At 68.3% G+C, this 20,974-nt stretch carries 18 protein-coding genes and 1 pseudogene; 16 read left to right on the top strand and 3 right to left on the bottom strand.

Going from position 1 to position 20,974, the window contains the following annotated elements:
- A partial coding sequence (locus VLF18_RS07010; protein ID WP_325278904.1) for a cyclic nucleotide-binding domain-containing protein occupies positions 1-459 on the bottom strand: 459 nt, incomplete at its 3' end.
- A gap of 179 nt (positions 460-638) precedes the next feature.
- Between VLF18_RS07010 and VLF18_RS07005 the strand changes: the two genes are divergently transcribed.
- The 11 genes from VLF18_RS07005 to VLF18_RS06955 all read left to right on the top strand — a co-directional run bounded on the left by VLF18_RS07005 (position 639) and on the right by VLF18_RS06955 (position 11,165).
- Positions 639-1,562 (top strand): hypothetical protein, encoded by a 924-nt coding sequence (locus VLF18_RS07005; protein ID WP_325278903.1) that lies wholly within the window; start codon positions 639-641, stop codon positions 1,560-1,562.
- 103 nt (positions 1,563-1,665) lie between these two features.
- Complete coding sequence (locus tag VLF18_RS07000) at positions 1,666-2,067, top strand: ATP synthase subunit I (RefSeq protein ID WP_414717196.1); 402 nt, start codon at positions 1,666-1,668, stop codon at positions 2,065-2,067.
- 10 nt (positions 2,068-2,077) lie between these two features.
- Complete coding sequence (gene atpB / locus VLF18_RS06995; RefSeq protein ID WP_325278901.1) at positions 2,078-2,902, top strand: F0F1 ATP synthase subunit A; 825 nt, start codon at positions 2,078-2,080, stop codon at positions 2,900-2,902.
- Positions 2,903-2,964: 62 nt separating this feature from the next.
- Positions 2,965-3,234: a F0F1 ATP synthase subunit C gene (atpE, locus tag VLF18_RS06990; protein WP_325278900.1), complete on the top strand. Its 270-nt coding sequence runs from the start codon at positions 2,965-2,967 to the stop codon at positions 3,232-3,234.
- 102 nt (positions 3,235-3,336) lie between these two features.
- On the top strand, positions 3,337-3,807 hold the full coding sequence (locus VLF18_RS06985) for a F0F1 ATP synthase subunit B (protein ID WP_325278899.1): 471 nt from the start codon (positions 3,337-3,339) through the stop codon (positions 3,805-3,807).
- 3 nt (positions 3,808-3,810) lie between these two features.
- Positions 3,811-4,344, top strand: coding sequence for a F0F1 ATP synthase subunit delta (locus VLF18_RS06980; RefSeq protein WP_325278898.1), 534 nt, complete (start codon positions 3,811-3,813; stop codon positions 4,342-4,344).
- 53 nt (positions 4,345-4,397) lie between these two features.
- On the top strand, positions 4,398-5,945 hold the full coding sequence (gene atpA, locus VLF18_RS06975; RefSeq protein ID WP_325278897.1) for a F0F1 ATP synthase subunit alpha: 1,548 nt from the start codon (positions 4,398-4,400) through the stop codon (positions 5,943-5,945).
- Between the two features lie 76 nt (positions 5,946-6,021).
- On the top strand, positions 6,022-6,885 hold the full coding sequence (gene atpG, locus VLF18_RS06970; protein ID WP_325278896.1) for a F0F1 ATP synthase subunit gamma: 864 nt from the start codon (positions 6,022-6,024) through the stop codon (positions 6,883-6,885).
- A 154-nt stretch (positions 6,886-7,039) separates the two neighbouring features.
- A complete protein-coding gene (gene atpD / locus VLF18_RS06965; protein ID WP_325278895.1) occupies positions 7,040-8,446 on the top strand; it encodes a F0F1 ATP synthase subunit beta in 1,407 nt (468 codons plus the stop codon).
- Positions 8,447-8,516: 70 nt separating this feature from the next.
- Complete coding sequence (locus VLF18_RS06960; RefSeq protein ID WP_325278894.1) at positions 8,517-8,942, top strand: F0F1 ATP synthase subunit epsilon; 426 nt, start codon at positions 8,517-8,519, stop codon at positions 8,940-8,942.
- A 456-nt stretch (positions 8,943-9,398) separates the two neighbouring features.
- Complete coding sequence (locus VLF18_RS06955; RefSeq protein WP_325278893.1) at positions 9,399-11,165, top strand: carboxypeptidase regulatory-like domain-containing protein; 1,767 nt, start codon at positions 9,399-9,401, stop codon at positions 11,163-11,165.
- A gap of 5 nt (positions 11,166-11,170) precedes the next feature.
- Here VLF18_RS06955 and VLF18_RS06950 read toward each other — a convergent pair.
- Together VLF18_RS06950 and VLF18_RS06945 are read right to left on the bottom strand one after the other, a co-directional pair.
- A pseudogene (locus tag VLF18_RS06950) lies at positions 11,171-11,764 on the bottom strand (ABC transporter ATP-binding protein); the annotation flags it as partial.
- A gap of 104 nt (positions 11,765-11,868) precedes the next feature.
- Positions 11,869-12,630 (bottom strand): ABC transporter permease, encoded by a 762-nt coding sequence (locus VLF18_RS06945; protein ID WP_325278892.1) that lies wholly within the window; start codon positions 12,628-12,630, stop codon positions 11,869-11,871.
- A gap of 91 nt (positions 12,631-12,721) precedes the next feature.
- Here VLF18_RS06945 and VLF18_RS06940 point away from each other — a divergent pair, with 91 nt between their 5' ends.
- The 5 genes from VLF18_RS06940 (at position 12,722) to VLF18_RS06920 (ending at position 20,913) form a co-directional block, all read left to right on the top strand.
- Positions 12,722-15,298, top strand: coding sequence for a glycosyltransferase (locus VLF18_RS06940; RefSeq protein ID WP_325278891.1), 2,577 nt, complete (start codon positions 12,722-12,724; stop codon positions 15,296-15,298).
- A gap of 126 nt (positions 15,299-15,424) precedes the next feature.
- On the top strand, positions 15,425-16,795 hold the full coding sequence (gene glmU / locus VLF18_RS06935) for a bifunctional UDP-N-acetylglucosamine diphosphorylase/glucosamine-1-phosphate N-acetyltransferase GlmU (RefSeq protein WP_325278890.1): 1,371 nt from the start codon (positions 15,425-15,427) through the stop codon (positions 16,793-16,795).
- A 189-nt stretch (positions 16,796-16,984) separates the two neighbouring features.
- Entirely contained in the window at positions 16,985-17,359 is a 375-nt protein-coding gene (locus VLF18_RS06930) for a thioredoxin family protein (RefSeq protein WP_325278889.1), read from the top strand.
- Between the two features lie 102 nt (positions 17,360-17,461).
- Complete coding sequence (locus VLF18_RS06925; RefSeq protein ID WP_325278888.1) at positions 17,462-18,025, top strand: ECF-type sigma factor; 564 nt, start codon at positions 17,462-17,464, stop codon at positions 18,023-18,025.
- Positions 18,022-20,913, top strand: coding sequence for a serine/threonine-protein kinase (locus VLF18_RS06920; RefSeq protein WP_325278887.1), 2,892 nt, complete (start codon positions 18,022-18,024; stop codon positions 20,911-20,913). The genes VLF18_RS06925 and VLF18_RS06920 overlap by 4 nt, the downstream gene beginning before the upstream one ends.
- The last annotated feature ends 61 nt before the right edge of the window (positions 20,914-20,974 follow it).

Raw genomic sequence — 20,974 nt, 5'->3', positions numbered from 1 at the left:
CGGCGGCGATACGGCGGGTGGCATCGGCTCGGCCGGAACGGACGCAGCGCCCGCCTTTGCCGGCGCCGCACCCGCTTCGCGCAGCCGCTGGAGTTCCTGCTGCAGTTCGCTGACGCGCTGCTCAGCGCGACGCTGCCGCAGCGCTAGCTTGCGCATGATACGAACCGCAATTTCCACATTTTGCCGGAGCAGTTCGGCGAAGGCCGCACGTTCGATCCGCAGCAGCCGGCAGTCGCTGCGCGCGAGCGCCGATGCGAATCGCGGCTGATCCTCGAGCACGGCCATCTCGCCGAGAAAGTCGCCTGCCTCGAGTACGGCCACCGGCTCGGTTCCGCGCGCGGCACGCAGGATCGCGATGCTGCCGGATTCGACGATGTACATCTCCGAGCCTGCGTCGCCTTCGCGAAACAGGTATTGCCCCGCGGGAACATCGACGTAAAGGTCGCTTGCCTTGGCCATGCCTTCCCTGCCTGTCGCCGGCGCTGTCGCTCGATTATGCCGAGCGCTTCAATTGAGCGGCAACCGCGACAGCAGTCCCTGCGCCAATCGCTGACCGCGTCACGGCGAGAAGCGCGAACGGGTCGCTTTCCGCCGACCGACGCCGCACCGATACTGCGCGCAGACTCGCGAGAACTGCCATGAACATCGTCGGCCGGCTGCTGCCGCTCCTGTTCGCTCTGACTTCCGCCGCGAACGCGGCGACGACAGTGCGCCTTCCGTCCTGGGCCTGCAACGGCAACAACGACCGCATCTTTCGCCACGGTTTTCAGAACGGCGAATTCGTTCCGTCCGCGCCGAGCCTCGGCAGCGGCGGTGCCGCGCCCGGACGGCAGCTGCGCACGCTGTCCATCGCCGGCCTCGGCAGCGGCACGCAGAAGATCCACCTCTACATCCCTCCGTCGTACAACCCGGCGCATGCAACACCGATCGTCATCGCGCTGCACGGCACCGCCGGCAGCCCCGCCAACGCCGACGCGTATGCGCAGGACGTGCGCAACGCCTGGGAGAGCGTCGCGGTCACGCGCGGCTTCATCGTCGCCGCGCCCGTTGCCAACGGCACGAACGGCTCATGGCGCGACGGTTCCAGCGCCGCGCCGAACGACTACACATTTCTCGCCGCCGCGGTCGCCGATCTGCGCGCGGCCTACAACATCGACGACAGCCGTCTGCAGCTGTGGGGATTTTCCGCAGGCGGGCACGTCGCCCACGACCTGCTCGTGAACGGCGCCGTCCCGGCGCTCGACGAGTTCCACGTATCCGCCTATGCGGTCAGTGCGGGGCGGCTGTTCTCGCTGGCCTGCCTCGGCGACACCGAAGGGCAGTGTCAGGCCCGCCTGGATGCACAGACACGGAAACTGCCATTTGCACTGTACCTCGGCACGGCCGACCCGATGTACGGCCCGCCCTACAACGCCGTCGACGATCCACCGCGTTTCGAAGCAGCCGGATGGGTGATGTACGACACCGTCAGCTACTACGTTTTCGGCGGCGGGCACACCTATGAACCGGGGCATTTCGTCGACCTCTGGAACTTCGTCTGCCGGTTCGCCCTGAGCCTCTGATGGCCGTCCGGCGCAAGGCCGAAATGGCCCTGTTTTTGGTTGCGACGCGTCAAAAACGGCTGATATAATCTCGCTGCTTAGCGACCGGTGCACGTACCGCGCGGTGCGTAGACCGGGCAACCGTCGGGGCAATCCAGTGAGAAATTCCATCGCCGCCGGCCGGCGACTGGCCACTCGGATCGTGTTCGCCCAGACGGGAGTTTCCCTTCTGATGGCATTGTTGTTTCTGGCGCAGGGACCGCGTCCGGCGACGGGCGCCCTAGCGGGCGGCTTGCTCGTGGCAGCAGGAACGATGCTGCTGGCGGCACGGATGTTCCGCAGCGATGCGATCGGCGGACCGATGGCGTTCTGGGGTTTGCTGCTTGGCACGCTGTTGAAATGGATCTTGCTGGCAGGCGGCCTCATCAGCCTGCTCGGCGTATGGCGATTGCCGCCCCTGGCGGTAATCACGGGTTTCACGGCAGCCCTGCTCGTACATCTGGCAGGACTGCGGTTCAAGGAATAGCGGAGTTCTTGTGAGCACCGAGGCAGCGGCTACCGGCGGTCTGAACGAATACATCACTCACCACTTGACCCATAACCTGGTCAAGTTCGGCACGGGTTTCCACCTCGATACGTGGCTGGTGTCCCTCTCGCTGGGCCTGCTGTTCGTGCTGTGGTTCGGCCTGAAGGCCCGCAAGGCGACTGCCGGTGTGCCGAGCAAGGGCCAGGCCTTCGTCGAGATCATCGTCGAGTTCGTCGACGGCCAGGTGAAGGACACGTTCCACGGCGACCGCCGTTCGGTCACCCCGCTCGCACTGACCATCTTCATGTGGATCGTGTTCATGAACACCATGGACCTGATCCCGCTCGATCTGCCGGGCTGGCTCATCCAGGCCACCGCCGGCCACGAAGTCGCCCATCACACGTACTGGCGCCTCGTTCCGACCGCCGACCTCAACACCACGCTGGCGCTGTCGGTCTCCGTCTTCTTCATCCTGATCGGCCATGCCCTCGCTGCGAAAGGCGGCTTCGGCTTCGGCAAGGAACTCCTGACCGCGCCGTTCCATGCGCACGGCCCGCTGGCCATCGTGCTCGCGCCGGTCAATCTCTTCATGAACATCGTCGAGTGGCTGGTCAAGCCTGTTTCGCTGGCCATGCGACTGTTCGGCAACATGTACGGCGGCGAGCTCGTCTTCATGCTGATCGCCGGCCTGCTCGCGGGTTGGGTCACATTCGTCCCGGGCATCATCGCCAACACCGCCTGGGCGATCTTCCACATCCTGATCATCCTGCTGCAGGCCTTCATCTTCATGATTCTCACGGTCGTCTACATCGCCGGCGCCCGCGAAGGCCACTGATCGATTTTGTTGCTGCACCCGTTTCCGACTTTTCCGTTTTCTGACTTCTGAGGAGATTCACCATGGAATTCATCGCCAACGTTCAGGGCCTGACCGCCATCGCCATCGGCATCATCATCGGCCTCGGTGCGCTGGGCGCCTGCTTGGGCATCGCGATCATGGGTTCCAAGTTCCTGGAATCGGCCGCGCGTCAGCCGGAACTCGTGCCGATGCTGCAGGGCCGCATGTTCCTGCTCGCCGGCCTGATCGACGCTGCGTTCATTATCGGTCTGGCCGTCGCCCTGTACTTCGCGACCGGCAACCCGCTGCTCAGCGCGCTCACCGCGAAGTAACAGCGCGGATCGCCTGCCGGACCGTGCACCCGTACGGGCGCGCGGTCCGCGTCCGTCACGCCGTGACGGCGCATCCGTAGCGATTGCCTGAGGAGTCATACGATGAATATCAACTTGACCTTCTTCGGCCAGATGATCTCGTTCGGGATCCTCGTCTGGTTCACGATGAAGTTCATCTGGCCGCCGCTGAACGCGGCCATCGAATCGCGCCAGAAGACCATTGCCGACGGCCTCGCCGCCGCCGAGCGCGCGCGCCAGGAACTCAAGGACGCCGACTCGCGCGTCGCCGACGAGATCCGCAAGGCGCGCGAGGAAGCGACACACATCGTCGAGCGCGCGAATCAGCAGTACAACCAGATCGTCGACAAAGCCAAAGTCGACGCGGTTGCCGAAGGCGCGCGCCAGAAGGCCGTCGCCCAGGCCGAGATCGAATCGCTGTCGCACCAGGCCCGCGAAGTCCTGCGTCAACAGGTCGCCGCACTGGCTGTTTCCGGTGCCGAGAAGATCCTCAAGCGCGAAATCGATCAGGCGCGCCACCGCGACCTGCTTGACGCTCTGGCCAAAGAGATCTGATCCATGAGCAGCGCCGAAAGCCTCGCCCGTCCGTATGCCCGCGCCGCGTTCGACCTAGCGCGCGAGTCCAACGCGCTGACCGAGTGGTCGTCCAAGCTCGAGTTCGCCGCCGCTGTCGTGCGCAGCCCGCAGGTACAGACTCTGATCGGCAATCCCGCCTTCGGCGGTGACAAGCTCGTCAGCCTGTTCCTGCCGCAGGATGAAAAAGCCGACTCGGCGTTCGCGAACTTCGTCGCGACGCTCGCCGCGAATCGCCGTCTGCCCATCCTCGCCGAAGTCGCCGACGGCTTTGCCGCGCTCAAGCGCGCGGCCGAAGGCGTGCTCAAGGTGACGGTGCGCGCGGCCGTTCCGCTCGAAGCCGGCCAATCCGACGCGCTCAAGGCGGCGCTGGCCAAGCGCTTCGGCCGGCAGATCGAACTCACGAGCACGATCGACGAATCGGTCATCGGCGGCGCCATCATCGACGCCGGCGACACGGTCATCGACGGCTCGGTGCGTGGCCGTCTCGAACGTCTGGCGCAGTCGCTGACTCACTAAAAATTGTCGTCATGTCGGCGGACCCGCAAGGCCCGCCTCTAGCGAGAAAACCCATGCAAACCACGCTCAACCCGTCCGAAGTCAGCGAGCTCATCAAGAGCCGCATCCAGCAGTTCCAGGCCACGGCCGAAGCGCGCAACGAAGGCACCATCACGTCGGTGGCTGACGGCATCGTGCGCATCCACGGCCTCGCCGACGTGATGTCGGGCGAAATGATCGAACTGCCGGGCAACTCCTTCGCCCTCGCGCTGAACCTCGAGCGCGACTCGGTGGGCGCGGTCGTCCTGGGCGAATACCAGCACCTGCGCGAAGGCGACACGGTCAAGACCACGGGCCGCATTCTCGAAGTCCCGACCGGTCCGGAACTGCTCGGCCGCGTCGTCGACGCGCTCGGCAATCCGATCGACGGCAAGGGTCCGCTGAACGCCAAGATCCTCTCGCCGATCGAAAAGGTCGCGCCGGGCGTGATCTGGCGCAAGTCGGTCGATGAGCCGGTGCAGACCGGCTACAAATCGGTCGACTCGATGATTCCGATCGGTCGCGGCCAGCGCGAGCTGATCATCGGCGACCGCCAGACCGGCAAGACCGCTCTCGCGATCGACGCGATCATCAATCAGAAGAACACCGGCATTAAGTGCATCTACGTCGCCATCGGCCAGAAGCAGAGCTCGATCGCCAACGTCGTGCGCAAGCTCGAAGAGAACGGCGCGCTGGATCACACGATCATCGTCGCTGCGTCGGCGTCCGAATCGGCCGCGCTGCAGTACATCGCGCCATACTCGGGCTGCGCCATGGGCGAGTACTTCCGCGACCGCGGCCAGGACGCGCTGATCATCTATGACGACCTGTCCAAGCAGGCCGTCGCCTACCGCCAGATCTCGCTGCTGCTGCGCCGCCCGCCGGGCCGCGAAGCGTATCCGGGCGACGTGTTCTATCTCCACTCGCGTCTGCTCGAGCGCGCTTCGCGCGTTTCCGAGGAATATGTCGAGAAGTTCACGAACGGCGAAGTGAAGGGCAAGACTGGTTCGCTGACCGCGCTGCCGATCATCGAAACGCAGGCCGGCGACGTGTCCGCATTCGTGCCGACCAACGTGATCTCGATCACCGACGGTCAGATCTTCCTCGAAACCGACCTGTTCAACGCCGGCATCCGTCCGGCCGTGAACGCCGGTATCTCGGTGTCCCGTGTCGGCGGCGCCGCGCAGACCAAGATCGTGAAGAAGCTGTCGGGCGGCGTGAAGCTTGCGCTCGCGCAGTACCGCGAACTCGCGGCGTTCGCGCAGTTCGCGTCCGACCTCGACGCGGCGACGCGTGCGCAGCTCGAACGCGGTCAGCGCGTCACCGAACTGATGAAGCAGAACCAGTACGCGCCGCTGTCGATCGCCGAACTCGCGCTGTCGGTCTACGCGGCCGAGAAGGGCTTCCTCGACGAGCTGCCGGTCAACAAGATCCTCGCGTTCGAAAAGGGTCTGCACGCGTTCTTCCATCAGAACCACGCGGAACTGGTCAAGAAGATCGTCGAGACCGGCGACTGGAACAACGACATCGAAGCGACGTTCAAGGCCGGCATCGCCGAGTTCAAGAAGACGGGCAGCTGGTGATTTCCCGCGAGGCGCGCCGGTCGGCGCGCCTCGCTTCACCGACCCGACTTACTGAACCAGCATAGCGAGCGAAACAATGGCAGGCGGCAGAGAAATCAAAACCAAGATCAAGAGCGTGCAGAACACCCGCAAGGTGACGCGCGCGCTCGAAATGGTCTCGGCCTCGAAGATCCGCAAGGCGCAGGACCTCATGAAGGCCTCGCGTCCGTATGCGCGCCTCATGCGCCAGGTGATCGGTCACATCGCGAAGGCGAACACCGAGTACCAGCACCCGTTCATGGTCGCGCGTTCCGAAATCAAGCGCGTCGGCTACATCGTCGTGTCGACCGACCGCGGCCTCTGCGGCGGCCTGAACTCCAACGTGTTCCGCCGCATCATCGGCGAGATCCGCGAGCTCAGCGACCGCGGCGTCGAGATCGACGTCGTCGCGATCGGCGCGAAGGCGAACGCGTTCTTCCGTCGTCTCAAGGTCAATCTGGTCGGCAGCGCGACCCATCTCGGCGAGAAGCCGCAGGTCGCGGCGCTGATCGGCGTCATCAAGGTCATGCTGGACGCGTATACCGACGGCCGCATCGACCAGCTGAAGCTCGCCTACAACGACTTCGTCAACACGATGACGCAGAAGCCGACGGTCGACACGCTGCTGCCGCTGCCGCCGGCGAACGGCCTGACGACGACGCACGAGTGGGACTACATCTACGAGCCGGGCCCGGAAATCGTGCTCGACCACGTGCTGACGCGCTACATCGAGTCGCTCGTGTATCAGGCGACGCTCGAGAATCTCGCGAGCGAGCACGCCGCGCGCATGGTGGCGATGAAGTCCGCCAGCGACAACGCGACGAAAGCGATCGAGACGCTCTCGCTGATCTACAACAAGGCCCGCCAGGCCGCGATCACGCAGGAAATCTCGGAAATCGTCGGCGGCGCGGCCGCGGTCTGAAAAACAGGAAATGGTGGACAGGAGAGAGAAAACAGTAAGAGCGCGCTGAATCGCTGTCTCTCGTTTCTCGCTCCTCTCCACTCGATTCTCAAATTCAAGCGGTGCGGCCGACGCGGCCACATCGTCAAACAGTTCAAAGCATCGGAGTTTCCCTATGAGCCAGGGCAAAGTTGTTCAGATCATCGGCGCCGTGGTCGACGTCGAATTCCCGCGCGACCAGGTGCCGAAGGTATACGACGCACTGAAGGTCGACGGCACCGAAATCACGCTCGAAGTCCAGCAGCAGCTCGGCGACGGTATCGTGCGTGCGATCGCCCTGGGCTCCACCGACGGCCTCAAGCGCAACCTCATCGCGCGCAACACCGGCGAAGGCATCAAGGTGCCGGTCGGCGTGAAGACGCTCGGCCGCATCATGGACGTGCTCGGCAACCCGATCGACGAAGCGGGTCCGATCGGCGAGCAGGAGCGCTGGGTCATCCACCGCACGGCTCCGAGCTACGCGGAACAGGCCTCGAGCAACGAACTCCTCGAAACCGGCATCAAGGTCATCGACCTCGTCTGCCCGTTCGCCAAGGGCGGCAAGGTCGGCCTGTTCGGCGGCGCCGGCGTCGGCAAGACCGTCAACATGATGGAACTCATCAACAACATCGCGAAGGCGCACTCGGGTCTGTCCGTGTTCGCCGGCGTGGGTGAGCGTACCCGCGAGGGCAACGACTTCTACCACGAGATGAAAGACTCCAACGTGCTCGACAAGGTCACGATGGTGTACGGCCAGATGAACGAGCCGCCGGGCAACCGTCTGCGCGTCGCGCTGACCGGCCTGACCATGGCCGAGTACTTCCGCGACGAGAAAGACGCGTCGGGCAAGGGCCGTGACGTGCTGCTGTTCGTCGACAACATCTACCGCTACACGCTGGCCGGTACCGAAGTGTCGGCGCTGCTCGGCCGCATGCCGTCGGCCGTGGGATACCAGCCGACGCTCGCGCAGGAAATGGGCGTGCTGCAGGAACGCATCACCTCGACGAAGACCGGTTCGATCACCTCGATCCAGGCCGTCTACGTGCCCGCGGACGACCTGACCGATCCGTCGCCGGCGACGACCTTCGCACATCTCGATGCGACCGTCGTGCTCTCGCGCAACATCGCGTCGCTCGGTATCTACCCGGCCGTCGACCCGCTCGACTCGACGAGCCGCCAGCTCGACCCGAACGTGATCGGCAGCGACCACTACGAAGTCGCGCGCAAGGTGCAGGGCACGCTGCAGCGCTACAAGGAACTCAAGGACATCATCGCGATCCTCGGCATGGACGAGCTCAGCGAAGAGGACAAGCAGGTCGTCGCCCGCGCCCGTAAGTGCGAGCGCTTCTTCTCGCAGCCGTTCCACGTCGCCGAAGTGTTCACGGGTTCGCCGGGCAAGTACGTCTCGCTCAAGGAAACCATCCGCGGCTTCAAGATGATCGTCGACGGCGAATGCGATCACCTGCCGGAACAGGCGTTCTACATGGTCGGCGGCATCGACGAAGTGATCGAGAAAGCCAAGAAGATGGCCGAAAAGGCCTGATCGAAGCGTGCGATAGACAACGGCACCGTGCCGCCGCGGCCACGCGGCGGCGCAGTCCAGCGAGGCAAACATGACCAGCACCATCCGTTGCGACATCGTCAGTGCCGAGGAAGAAATCTTCCACGGCGCCGCGCAGATGATCGTGGCCACCGGCGAAATGGGCGAACTCGGCATCGCGCCGCGCCATGCGCCGCTGATCACGCGTCTGAAGCCGGGCCAGGTCCGCGTGATCCTGGAAAACGGCGACGAGCAGTTCTTCTACGTTTCCGGCGGCATTCTCGAAGTGCAGCCGCAGGTCGTCACCGTGCTGGCCGACACCGCGATCCGCGCGAAGGATCTCGACGAAGCCGCGGCGAACAAGGCCAAGGAAGCCGCCGAGCGCGCGCTCGCCAATCGCACCGACGCGCTCGAAATCGCCCAGGCCCAGGCCCAGCTCGCGCAGGCCATGGCGCAGCTGCAGGCGCTCGAGCGTCTGCGCAAGGCGCTCAAGCACTGACGCCGCCGGTAGTCGCGCGCGCTCACGGGCGCCGCACACCGACACCCAATCGCTTTTGCATCACTCCACGCCGGCCTCGTGCCGGCGTTTTTTATTTCCGCGTATCCGCTCGTCGATCGGTTCGACGGATGTGCCTCGCCGACGCTCGGGCGACTCTCGCCGCACAGGAACGAACGACCGGCACTGCGCACGCTGCGCGTTGCGCCGCGTCGGCTTGACATCGCAGCGCGGCCGTCGTTCCGTCGTCGGCTTTTTCCACTTATGCCTTAACCACTTCTTTCCTCGGATACGACGCGCGAACTTCGCCGCGTCCGACGTGGTCTGCTTCGTTCGCTCGCCGCAGTTGCCGCATTATTCCTTTACCGCGCAATTCCACACGTTCGCTACTTGCGAAAGCTGGGGGATGCACGGCGCAACTGCGTCTCCGGAGCGCATCCACACGAAGGAATCGTCCCCATGCGCAGTTTGTTCGCAGCCGTCGTCTCGCTTGCTGCCGTCGTCGCAGCTCCCGTTCATGCCGCCGTCGTTCAGGGCAAGGTCGTCGAAGCGGGCACCAACACGCCGCTCGCCGGAGCGACCGTTTCGGTCGTCGCGCCCGGCTTCTTCTTTTTGCCCGTCGTCGTCGCGTCCGCACAGACCGGCGCCGACGGCCGCTACACGATCGACACCGACGCGATCGCGAATCCGGTGGCGATCGTCACGACGGCGCCGGGTTTCGCCGGTCGTTCGCATGTCGGCGAACGCTGCCCGGCGGAGCCGATCTTCTGCTACCAGGCGGCAACCAAGGTCACGCTGTCGAATGCGGCACCGCTGACCGCCGATGTTGCGCTGGGCCACGCCGCGCGCATCCGCGGCACGCTGCGCGACCGCGCCACCGGTGCACCGCCGGCACCCGATGCGTACATCCAGATCCGCCATGTCGGCTCGCCGGCGCTCATGCATCTCGCCGCCACATCGACGGCGGCCGCCGACGGCAGTTTCGAATTCGGCGACCTGCACGGCGGAACCTACGAGTTCCGCGCGTCGGCGTCGGTCGCGAACGTCAGCGACCGCCGGTATCTGAGCTACGCCTGGCCCGACCTGCACTGCGACGGGGTGCAGGTCTCCTGCGACACGCTCGCGACGCAGCCGCTCGTCGTCGCCGACGGCGCGCTGCTCGATGATGTCGACGCGGAGCTGCGCACCGGCGCCTATGTGCGCGTGCGCATGATCAGCGACGGCAACGGCAGCTGGATTCAGCACTCCGCGGTCGCGAGCGCGCCGGCAGACGCGTCGCACCGCATCGACGGCTTCATCGAAGCCGACGGCTATTCCGCGACCGGACCGCTGCTGCCCGGCGCAATCAATCTGCACGTGCGTCCTTACGCCACGCTGGCCTATCCGGCGAAGATCTACCCGAACCTGCCGTGCAACACCGATCCCTGCGATCTGAGCGGCGCACCGACGATCGATGTCGCCGCCGGCGCGACGGTCACGCTGAACGACATCCATGTCGCGCCGCTGCGCACCGCGAGTGGGCGCGTGACGGACCAGGCCACCGGACTGCCGATCGCGAACGCGACCGTCGCCGCCGGTGCGCTCGTGCCGCCGACGTTCGGTCTCTGGGGTTTCGTCGCCGAGGCGACCGCACAGACCGATGCCGACGGCCGCTACGTGCTGGAAGGCTTCGGCAGCGAAGACGTCGCGCTGGTCACGCGACAGGCAGGCTCGGGCTGGATCGACCGCGGCTGGAGCGACGTCGAATGCAGCGGCGCGAATCGCTTCTGCAACGACGCGGCGACGCCGTTCACGCTGCTGGACTTCTTCGCGCAGCCGCATCCGGCCGGCATCGACTTCGCGATCGCGCGCGGCGCGACGCTCAGCGGACGCGTCGTCTTCGCCGGCAGCGGCGCGCCGGCGGCGAACTACGCCGTGGCTGCGGTGCCCGCGTCGCATGGTCTGGCCGGCAAACCCGTATTCACCGACGCGCAGGGCAACTTCTCGGTCGGCGGCCTCACGCCGGAAAGCTACTTCCTGTTCGCATCGCCCCACGCCGCATTCGCGAACTCGCCCGGCACGATCTGGCCGAGCCTGCCCTGCAGCGTGCTCTGGATCGATTCGCCGATCGACTGTGCGCCGACGGCAAGCCATCGGCTCACACCCGCCGCCGGCGGCAGCATCGGCGACCTGACCATCGTGGTGCCCGACCTCGACGCGATCTTCGGCGACGGCTTCGAGCCGTAGCGCGCTCAGCGCGCCGCGGCGCGATATGCGGCCAGCACCTCGTCGCAGCGTCCGACCATGACGCTGCGGCCTCGCTCGATCCAGAGCACGCTGTCGCAAAGGTCCGCGATCTTGTCCTCGTCGTGACTGACGAGGACGACCGTCGTGCCGGCATTGATACGTTCATGGATCGCCTGCGCCGACTTGCGCTGGAACTCGGCATCGCCGACCGCGAGCAGTTCGTCGAGCAGCAATACCTCGGGCTGCGCCTGCAACGCGACGGCGAAGCCCAGGCGCAGCACCATGCCGTTGGAGTAGCTCGCGACCGGCTGCTCGAAGAAGTCGCCGAGCTCGGCGTAGTCGCAGATCGCGGCGAGCCGCGCGTCGATCTCGCGCCGGCGCAGACCCAGGCGCAGGCCGCAGAGCGTCGCGTTGTCGCGACCCGACAGATACGGCACGAAGCCCAGCGACAGCGACAGCAGCTGGCAGCTCGCGACAGTGCGTTCCACGCGGCCGCGATCGGGTTCGAGAATGCCCGCGAGCACGCGCAGCAGCGTGCTCTTGCCGGCGCCGTTGCGGCCGACGACGCCGAGCCGCTGGCCGCTGCGCAATTCGAGGCTGACGTCCTGCAGAGCCCAATAGGGTTCGCCGCGCAGCCGGCGCTGCACGCCGAACGCGACGCCGACCTGGTCGAGCCGGATCACGCTGCGCGCCGTGCCGCCCATCACGCGGCCAGCTTCGGGTAGCGCGGCGCGAGCCGCTGCACCGTCGCGATGCCTAGCACGGCGAGCGCGACCGCGGCGACGGCTACGCGCGCGAGCGCGATCCAGTCGGGCCAGCGACCGTGCAGCAGCACGCCGCGCAGCGCATCGAGCAGCACGAGCACCGGATTCCAGGCGAGCCAATCCGCATACGGCGCGGGCACGCGCTCCAGCGCGAACACCACGCCCGACAGGAACATCAGGACCGAGAGCAGTTGCTCGACGACGAAGCGCAGGTCCGGCAGCAGCGGCATCAGCGCGGCCAGCAGCAACCCGCCGCCGATCGCGCAGAGCGCGACGCACAGCAGCAGCGGCGGCAGGCTCAGATAAGCCGCGTTCGGCGGATAGCCCGCGCCCCAGAGCACGACGAGCAGCAGACCGAACACCGCGGCGAACTTGATCGCATCTGCCAACAAGTGAACGAATGGAAAAACCAGCACCGGCACGCGAACCTGATGGATCAGCGCGAGATTCAGCCAGATCGCCTGCCCCGCATGCACGACGCTCGACTTGAACCACTGCCAGAGAACGAGCCCGATCAGCAGGAACGGCAGGTAGTCGGGACCGCCGGTGCCGAGAATCCGGTCGAACACGAGCCAGAACGCAGCCATCATCAGCGCCGGTTCCACGAGCCACCAGACGAAGCCCAGATAGCTGCGCGCACGCTCGGCGCGAAGCTCCGCGTAGGTGCTGAACCAGACGAGTTCGAGGAAATGCAGTTGCATGCGCGGCCCGCCGCCCGAAGCGGCGCGAGCATAGCCGATCCGCTATGCTGGCGCGCCCCGGCCGGGGCAGCGTCGCGGAACAGGCCTGCACGTGATCTTCTTCACCATCGTCTCGCGCAACTATCTGGCGTATGCGCTGACCCTGATGCAGTCGCTCGCCGCGCAGCATCCGCAGAGCCGCCGCTACGTCGTGCTGGCCGATCGCGACGAAGGCGACCCTGACCTCGCCAATCCGCTGTTCGATCTCGTGCGCATCGAGGAACTCGATCTGCCCGACTTCGACGCCTTCACGTTCCGCTACGACATCCTCGAACTCAACACGGCGATCAAGCCCTACGCATTCCGCCGGCTGCGTGCGCGGCATCCGGGCGAAGCGGTCGTCTACCTCGATCCCGATACCTACGTGCTGGCGCCGCTGACCGCTGTCGCGGCGCTCGTCGACGACGGCGCGCTGGCCGTGCTGACGCCGCACCTCAATGCGCCGACGACCGACGAACGGCATCCGGGCGAACTCGCGATCCTGCGCAGCGGAACGTACAACCTCGGTTTCTGCGCGATCGGCACGCATGCCGGTGCGGCGCGGCTCGTCGACTGGTGGGCCGAGAAGCTCGAACAGGGCTGCGTCGCCGATCCCGCCGCCGGCCTGTTCACCGACCAGAAATGGATGGACCTCGCGCCGGGCCTGTTTCCCGACGTGCGCATCCTGCGCGACGACGGCTACAACCTCGCCTACTGGAATCTTGCGCAGCGCCGCGTCGCGCGCGAGGGCGAGCGGTGGACCGCGAACGACGGCCCGCTCGTGTTCGTGCACTTCAGCGGCATCGACGTCGACCGCCCGCAGGCGTTCTCGCGCCACCAGGACCGCTACCGGCGCAGCGACATCGGCGCGCTGGAACCGCTGTACGCGCACTATCTCGAATGCCTGCAGGCCAACGGCCACGCGCGTCACCGGGACAAGCCCTATGCCTTCGGCCGTTTCGCCGACGGCGAAGCGGTCACGCGGCCACTGCGCGCGGTCTATCGGCGCTATTTCGACAAGGGCTGCGCCGAACCCGAGCTGCATCCGTGGCAGATGGCGCGCGATCGCTACGACCTGCCCTGCGACGAGATCGCACATCGTGCCGACGCGCCGGTCACGCGACTGATGTACGCCGCGTGGCGGCTGCGCGCCGATCTCCACGCCGCGTTCGACCTCACCGAACGCGAGGGCCGCGAGGGCTTCATCCGCTGGTTCCTGCGCACGGCGCAGCGCGAGTTCGGCATCGCGCCGCGGCACATCGAACCGGTGCGCGCGGCATTCGGCGGCGGCCATGGCGCCGCGCCGCACTGGGACGCGACCGGCCGCGTGCGCGTCGCCGGCGCCTGGCCGCGCCTCAGCGCCGCGAGCCTCGCGCTGATCGACTGGAGCTGCCGGCAGCGCTGGGCACTCGCGCTGTACGGGCGCGTGCCGGCGCGCTGGCGGCATCGCCTGCGGCGCGGCCTCGAACGCGCCGCGTTCGTGCCGTCGGCCCCCGAGGCGGCGTCCGTCGCGCCGCCGCTCGCCGCACCGGTCGCGCACGACGGGCTCAATCTCGTCGGCTACGCGCGCGGCGAATTCGGCGTCGCCGAGGTGCTGCGCAACTTCGCCGACGCGCTACGCCGCGGCGGCATTCCGTTCGGCGTCCGCAACGTCGAGATCGGCGTCGCGAGCCGGCAGAACGACCGCCGCCTCGACGCGTCGTTCGACGACACCTTGCCGCAGGAGGTCTCGCTGTTCTGCATCAACGCCGACCAGATGCCGGTCGTGCACGAACACCTCGGCGCCTCCGCCTTCGCGGGCCGTCACAACATCGGCTGCTGGTTCTGGGAGCTCGAACGTTTTCCGCCGCGCTGGCACGGCGCGCTCGATCTCGTCGACGAGGTCTGGGTGTTGTCGGATTTCGTGCGCGCCGCAATCGCCGCCTGCACCGACAAACCGGTGCGCGTGATGCCGTTCGCCGTGGAGCCGCCGCCGCTCGCGCCGCTGTCGCGTCGCGCGCTCGACCTGCCCGACGACGCGTTCGTCGTGCTCGCGAGCTTCGACTTCAATTCGTGGATCACGCGCAAGAATCCGCAGGCCGCGATCGCGGCGTTCCGCGCCGCCTTTCCGCCGCAGCGGCGCGATGTGCGCCTGCTGCTGAAGACCATCAACGGCCATCGTCTGCCCGGCGCGTTGCGCGCGCTCCACGACGCCGCGGCCGGCGACGAGCGCATCGAAGTCCGCGACGGCTTTCTCGACCGCGACGGCATGTGGGCGCTGCAGGCCGGCTGCGACGTCTATCTGTCGCTGCATCGCTCCGAAGGCTTCGGCCTCGGCCTCGCCGAATGCATGGCGCTCGGCAAGCCGGTCGTCGCGACGGCGTATTCCGGCAACCTGCAGTTCATGCGCGAGGACAACAGCGCGCTCGTGCCGTATCGCCTCGTGCCCGTGGCCGAAGGCGAATATCCGGACTGGCGCGGGCAGCATTGGGCCGAACCCGACATCGACGCCGCCGCCGCACACCTGCGCCGGTTCGCCGACGACCCGGCGCTGGCGCGTCGCGTCGGCACGGCCGCACGCGACACGTTGCGTCGCGACTTCGGCGCCGATGCGGCCGCGGCCGCGATCCGGCAACGCCTCGACCAAATCCGCGGGGCTGCCCTGCGATAATCGGCGCCGTCGCGAGGAGCGCCCGGGCAGACGTCGCTGCATGGCGCTTGCGCGGGCCGCCCGTCCTCGCGAGTCCGCCAGATCCAAGCGCGATTCCGATTCATCCAGAGATTCCGTGGACCGCCCATGACCGCACCGCTGCACGTCATCGTCCTCGCCGCCGGCGAAGGCAAACGCATGAAATCCGCGCGCTCCAAGGTGCTGCTGCCGCTGGCCGGCCGGCCCATGCTCGCGCACGTCATCGACAGCGCGCGCGCGCTCGCGCCGGCCGCGATCCATGTGGTCTACGGTCATCGCGGCGACCAGGTGCAGGCCGCGTTCGCCGACGCGACCGACCTGCGCTGGGTACTGCAGGCCGAGCAGCAAGGCACGGGACATGCCGTCGGCCTCGCGCTGCCCGGCATTCCCGACGACGCGCGCGTGCTCGTGCTCTACGGCGACGTGCCGCTGATCACGACCACGACGCTGCGCCCGCTCGCCGTCGCCGAGGCAAGCCTTGCCGTGCTCGGCGCCGAACTCATCGATCCGACCGGTTACGGCCGCATCGTTCGCGACGGCCTCGGCCACGTCCGCGCCATCGTCGAGGAAAAAGACGCGAGCCACGACCAGCGCGCGATCGCGCTGGTCAATACCGGCATCGTCGCGGCCTCGGCGGCGCGCCTGCGCGGCTGGCTCGCGCGCGTCGGCAACGACAACGCGCAGCGCGAGTACTACCTCACCGACGTGTTCGCACTGGCCGCCGCCGACGGCGACCCGGCGGCCTGCGCGATCTGCACCGACGCGCACGAAGCCTTCGGCGCGAACGATCCGTGGCAGCTCGCCGAACTCGAGCGCCACTACCAGCGCCGCCAGGCCCGCGCGTTCTGCACCGCCGGCGTCCGGCTGGCCGACCCGGCCCGCTTCGACCTGCGCGGCAGCGTCACGCTCGGCCGCGACATCGAGGTCGACGTCGACGTGATCTTCGAAGGCAGCGTGCAGCTCGGCGACGAAGTCAGCATCGGCCCGTTCTGCCGCATCAAGGATTCGACGCTGGCCGCCGGCACGCGCGTGCACGCGCACTGCGACCTCGACGGCGTCGTCACGCACGGGCCCTGCCTGATCGGCCCGTTCGCGCGGCTGCGCCCCGGCACCGAACTCGCCGCCGGCGTGCACGTCGGCAATTTCGTCGAAACCAAAAAGGCCGTGCTCGGCAGCGGCAGCAAAGCCAACCACCTGACTTATCTCGGCGACGCCGTGATCGGTGCGGGCGTGAACGTCGGTGCCGGCACGATCACGTGCAACTACGACGGCGTGAACAAATCCCTGACGACGATCGGCGACGGCGCCTTCATCGGCTCCAACAGCGCCCTCGTCGCTCCGGTGACGATCGGCGCGAATGCGACGATCGGCGCCGGCTCGGTCATCACCAAGGACGCCCCTGCGGGCGAGCTGACCGTCGCCCGCGGCCGCCAGACAACGCTGCACGGCTGGCAGCGGCCGGCGAAAAAGCCGAAATAGCCGTGTCCCGGCGCCGTCGCGCCGTTTGATGCGACAATCACCGATCACCCATCCCAGGAGCACACCATGAAGAAGTCCCGCGCCCGCCGCCGCAAGAATCGTCTCCGCAGCAACCTGCGCACGCGCGCCAAGCTGTAATCCCGCGACGGCGGCGGCGCGCGCATCCGCCGTGCCGCTGCCGCTCACGTCATGTCCGACAGCGCCGTCCCGGACTTCTTCGACCGTTTCCCGATGCGGCGCGTGACGAGCGACGCGCTCGACGCCGTGCTCGCCGACGGCAGCGCCGAACTCGACGTGCTGTTTCTCTGGGGCCGCGACTGCCCGAACTGCGACATCGCCAAGCGCGCGATCCTCGCCCAGCCGCAACGGCTGAGCTGGCCGCAGGTGCGCTGGCTGCACGACAACGTCTATGAAGACGCAGCCATGGCGACGCGTTTCGGCCTGCACGGCATCCCGACGTTCTTCGTCTTCCGCCACGGCCGACGCCTCGGCCGCATCACGAGCTGGCCCGGCATCGACGCGTTCCGCACCGCCATCGACGACCTGCTCGCGCGCGCCGACTGAAAAACTGCGATCCAGCCGACACTCCGGCTGCGCACCGGTTCCGCCGCGGCTGCGACCTGCGCGACGACGCCACCTTCCGCCGCGCGCTAGCATGACCCCACCATGCTAGCGACCACCGACATCACCGCCCTGCTCGCCCAGGCACGCTGCGGGGACGAGCGCGCCGTCGATCAGCTCCTGCCGCAGGTCTATGAACGTCTGCGCCAGCTCGCCCATCGCTATCTCGCGGGCAACGGCCACCAGACGCTGAGCACGACGGCGCTCGTGCACGAGGCCTATCTGAGTCTCGTCAGCCAGCGCGATGCGGTCTGGCAGGACCGCGCGCATTTTCTCGGCTACGCCGCGACCGCGATGCGCCATATCCTCGTCGACCACGCGCGGCGCCGCTCGGCGCAAAAGCGCGGCGGCGGCCAGCTCGCGCTGGACTGGCAGTCGGCGGAAGTTCCGATCGACTGCATCGCCGGCGAGATGGTCGCGCTCGACGCGGCGCTCGCGGGACTCGGCGCGCTCGATGCGCGGCTCGCGAAAGTCGTGGAGCTGCGCTTTTTCGCCGGACTGTCGGTCGAGGAAGTCGCGGCGGTACTCGGCATCACGACGCGCAGCGTCGTGCGCGACTGGAACAAGGCGCGCCTGTTTCTGCACCACGCGCTGGAGACGCCGGCGTGAATCCGGCCGTTGCGGCGCGCTGGCAGGAACTCGCGCCGCTGCTCGACCGTCTGCTCGACCGCGCTCCCGAGGAGCGCGAGGCGCTGCTCGCCGCCGTCGCCGACGAGGAACTGCGCGCGCTGCTGCGCGACCTCCTCGCGCGCGAATCGCAGCAGGGTTTTCTCGACGGCAACAGCGCCGACTACGCCGAGTCGCTGATCGGCGGAGAAACCGCGGCGCTGCCGGCGCAGATCGGACCGTATCGCGTGATCGATCTCATCGGCGAGGGCGGCAGCGGCAGCGTCTATCGCGCCGAACGCGAAGTCGACGGCTACGTGCAGCGCGTCGCGCTGAAACTGCTGCGCGTCGGCCTGCGCGACCCGCACGAGCAGGCGCGTTTCCGCCGCGAACGGCGGATCCTCGCGCGACTCGAACATCCGTCGATCGCGCGCCTGATCGACGGCGGCTTCACGCCCGACGGCGTGCCGTGGTTCGCGCTCGACTACGTCGAAGGCGTGGACATCGTGCGCTGGTGCGATGCGCAGCGGCTGCGCGTCGACCAGCGCGTCGATCTGTTCCTCGACGTCTGCGACGCGGTCGAGGCCGCGCATCGCGCGCTGATCGTGCATCGCGACATCAAGCCCGCGAACATTCTCGTCGACGCGCAGGGCCGCCCGCGCCTGCTCGATTTCGGCATCGCCAAGCTGCTCGACGATTCCGAACGCGACGACGACACGCGCACCGGCCTGCGCCGGCTGACGCCGGCCTATGCCGCACCCGAGCAGTTCAGCGGCGGCGGCATCACGACCGCGACCGACGTCTACGCGCTCGGCGTACTGCTGCACGAACTCCTGACCGGGCGCCGGCCCGGCCTGCGCGGCGCCGACGCGCCGCGGCGCCTGTCGCAGCTCGTCGACAGCGATTCTGCGGCCCCCGCGCGCGCCACGACACCGCGCCAGCTCGCACAGCAGTTGCGCGGCGACCTGGATCTGATCGTCGCCACGGCGCTCGCGCCCGATCCGGCGCAGCGCTACGCCGGCGTCGCCGCGCTCGCCGCGGATCTGCGCGCGCACCGCGAAGGCCGCGCGATCGCCGCGCGCCGCGCGAGCACCGGCCATCGCCTGAAGAAGTTTCTTTTGCGGCATCGCGTCGGCGTGGCGGCGACAGTCCTGATCGCCGCCACGGCGCTGGCCGGCGTCGTCACGACCTGGCGCGAATCGCGGCGCGCGAATGTGGCGGCGGCCGACGCGCGCGCGCAGGCGCAGCGCGCCGAAGCGGTCAAGGATTTCGTGCTCGCGCTGTTCGCCGGCGTGAGTCCTGACGAGAGCAAAGGCCGCACGGTCAGCGCGCGCGAACTCATTGCGCGCGGCGAAGCGCGGCTCGGCGAAACGCTCGCCACGCATCCCGAGTTGCGTGCGGAGCTGACCACGGCACTGGCCGGCGCGTATCGCCAGCTCGGCACGCTCGATCGCGCCGCGACGCTCGCCGACGATGCGGTCGCCGCCGGCGCACAGGGCACCACCGCGGCCGCCGCACGCATCGAGCGCGCGCGCGTGCGTCTCGCGCAGGCGCATTTCGATGCGGCGCGCGACGATCTCGACGCCGCGCTCGCCACGCCCGACGTCAACGCCGCGCTGCTGACCGAAGCGCAGCGGCGGCTCGCCGAAGTCTTCGTCGAACAGGGGCAGCCCGCGCTGGCCCAGCAGGCGCTGCAGACGGCGCTCGCACGCACGCAGCGCGACGCGGGCAGCGATGCGCGGCGGCGCGATCTCGCCATGCTCGGCCCCGTGCAGTTCCGCGCCGGCGACATCGCCGGCGCCGAGGCGAGCCTGCGCGAAGCGCTCGCGCTGTCGCTGGCGGCCCACGGCGCGGCGCATACCGAAACCGCGCGGATCCGCCACGACCTCGGCGTGATCCTGCTGCAGCGCGGCGCGACGGCCGAAGCCGCCGAAGTGCTCGCCGCGGCCGAAGCCACGCGCCGGCAACTGCTTGGCGGCAACCATCCCGACTACGCGCAAAGCGTGTTCAATCTCGCCGTCGCGAAGCAGCGGCTCGGCGATGCCGCCGCGGCGGCTGCGCTGTACGAACAGGCGATCGCGATCCAGCGCGCCGGCCTCGGCCCGGATCATCCCGATCTCGCGAACAGCCTGAACTCGCTTGCGGTGCTCGCGTGGTCGCAGGGACAGAGCGATCTCGCGATCGCCCGGATGAGCGAAGCGCTCGCGACGGCGCGGCGCGGCCAGGGCGACGCGCATCCGAGCGTGGCGACCATGCTCGGCAGCCTGAGCGGCTTCGAGCGCTTTTCCGGCCGCCTCGACGAGGCGCTCGCACACAGCACCGAAGGACTTGCGATCGCGCGCCGCGCGCTCGGCGAGCGCCACTACCTCGTCGGCGTCGCTGGCGTCGGCGTCGCCGCGACGCAGTTCGAGCGCGGCGACGCCACCGCGGCACTCGTCAGCTACCGCGACGCGCTGGCCGTGCTCGACGCCACGCTCGGCGCCACCCATGCGGACACGCTGCAGTCGCGCGCCGCGCGCGCCGATGCGCTGCTCGCCGACGGCGACGCCGCCGCGGCCGCCGGCGAGATCGACGCCGTGCTCGCAAACCTCGGCGACAGCCTGCCGCCCGGTCATCCGCGCCGCGCGCGGCTCGAACTCGTCAAGCAGCGCATCGAGATCGCGCGCGGCAACTGCGCCGTCGTGCGCCGCGGCCTCGACGCGACCGCGGCGGCTCTCGCGAAGGGCGGGCTTGCGCTGCTGCCGGACCTCGCCAGCGCGCAGGCGCTGCAGGCGCGTTGCACGGAACCCGCGGAGGCCGCCGCGCTCGCGGCCTCGGCACGCGCGAGCGCGGAACGCCTGCCCTACGTGCCGCGTCGCCTGCGCGCGGAGCTCGCCGCGCTGCCGCGCTGAGACGCGGTGTCCTGCGGCACCGCCGAACTGCGCTTACCCGTGCATCCCTGTCACGGAGTAG

The sequence above is a fragment of the Tahibacter sp. genome, from assembly GCF_035481375.1.
Classification (GTDB): domain Bacteria; phylum Pseudomonadota; class Gammaproteobacteria; order Xanthomonadales; family Rhodanobacteraceae; genus Tahibacter.
This window is presented reverse-complemented; position numbering and strand designations above follow the sequence as displayed.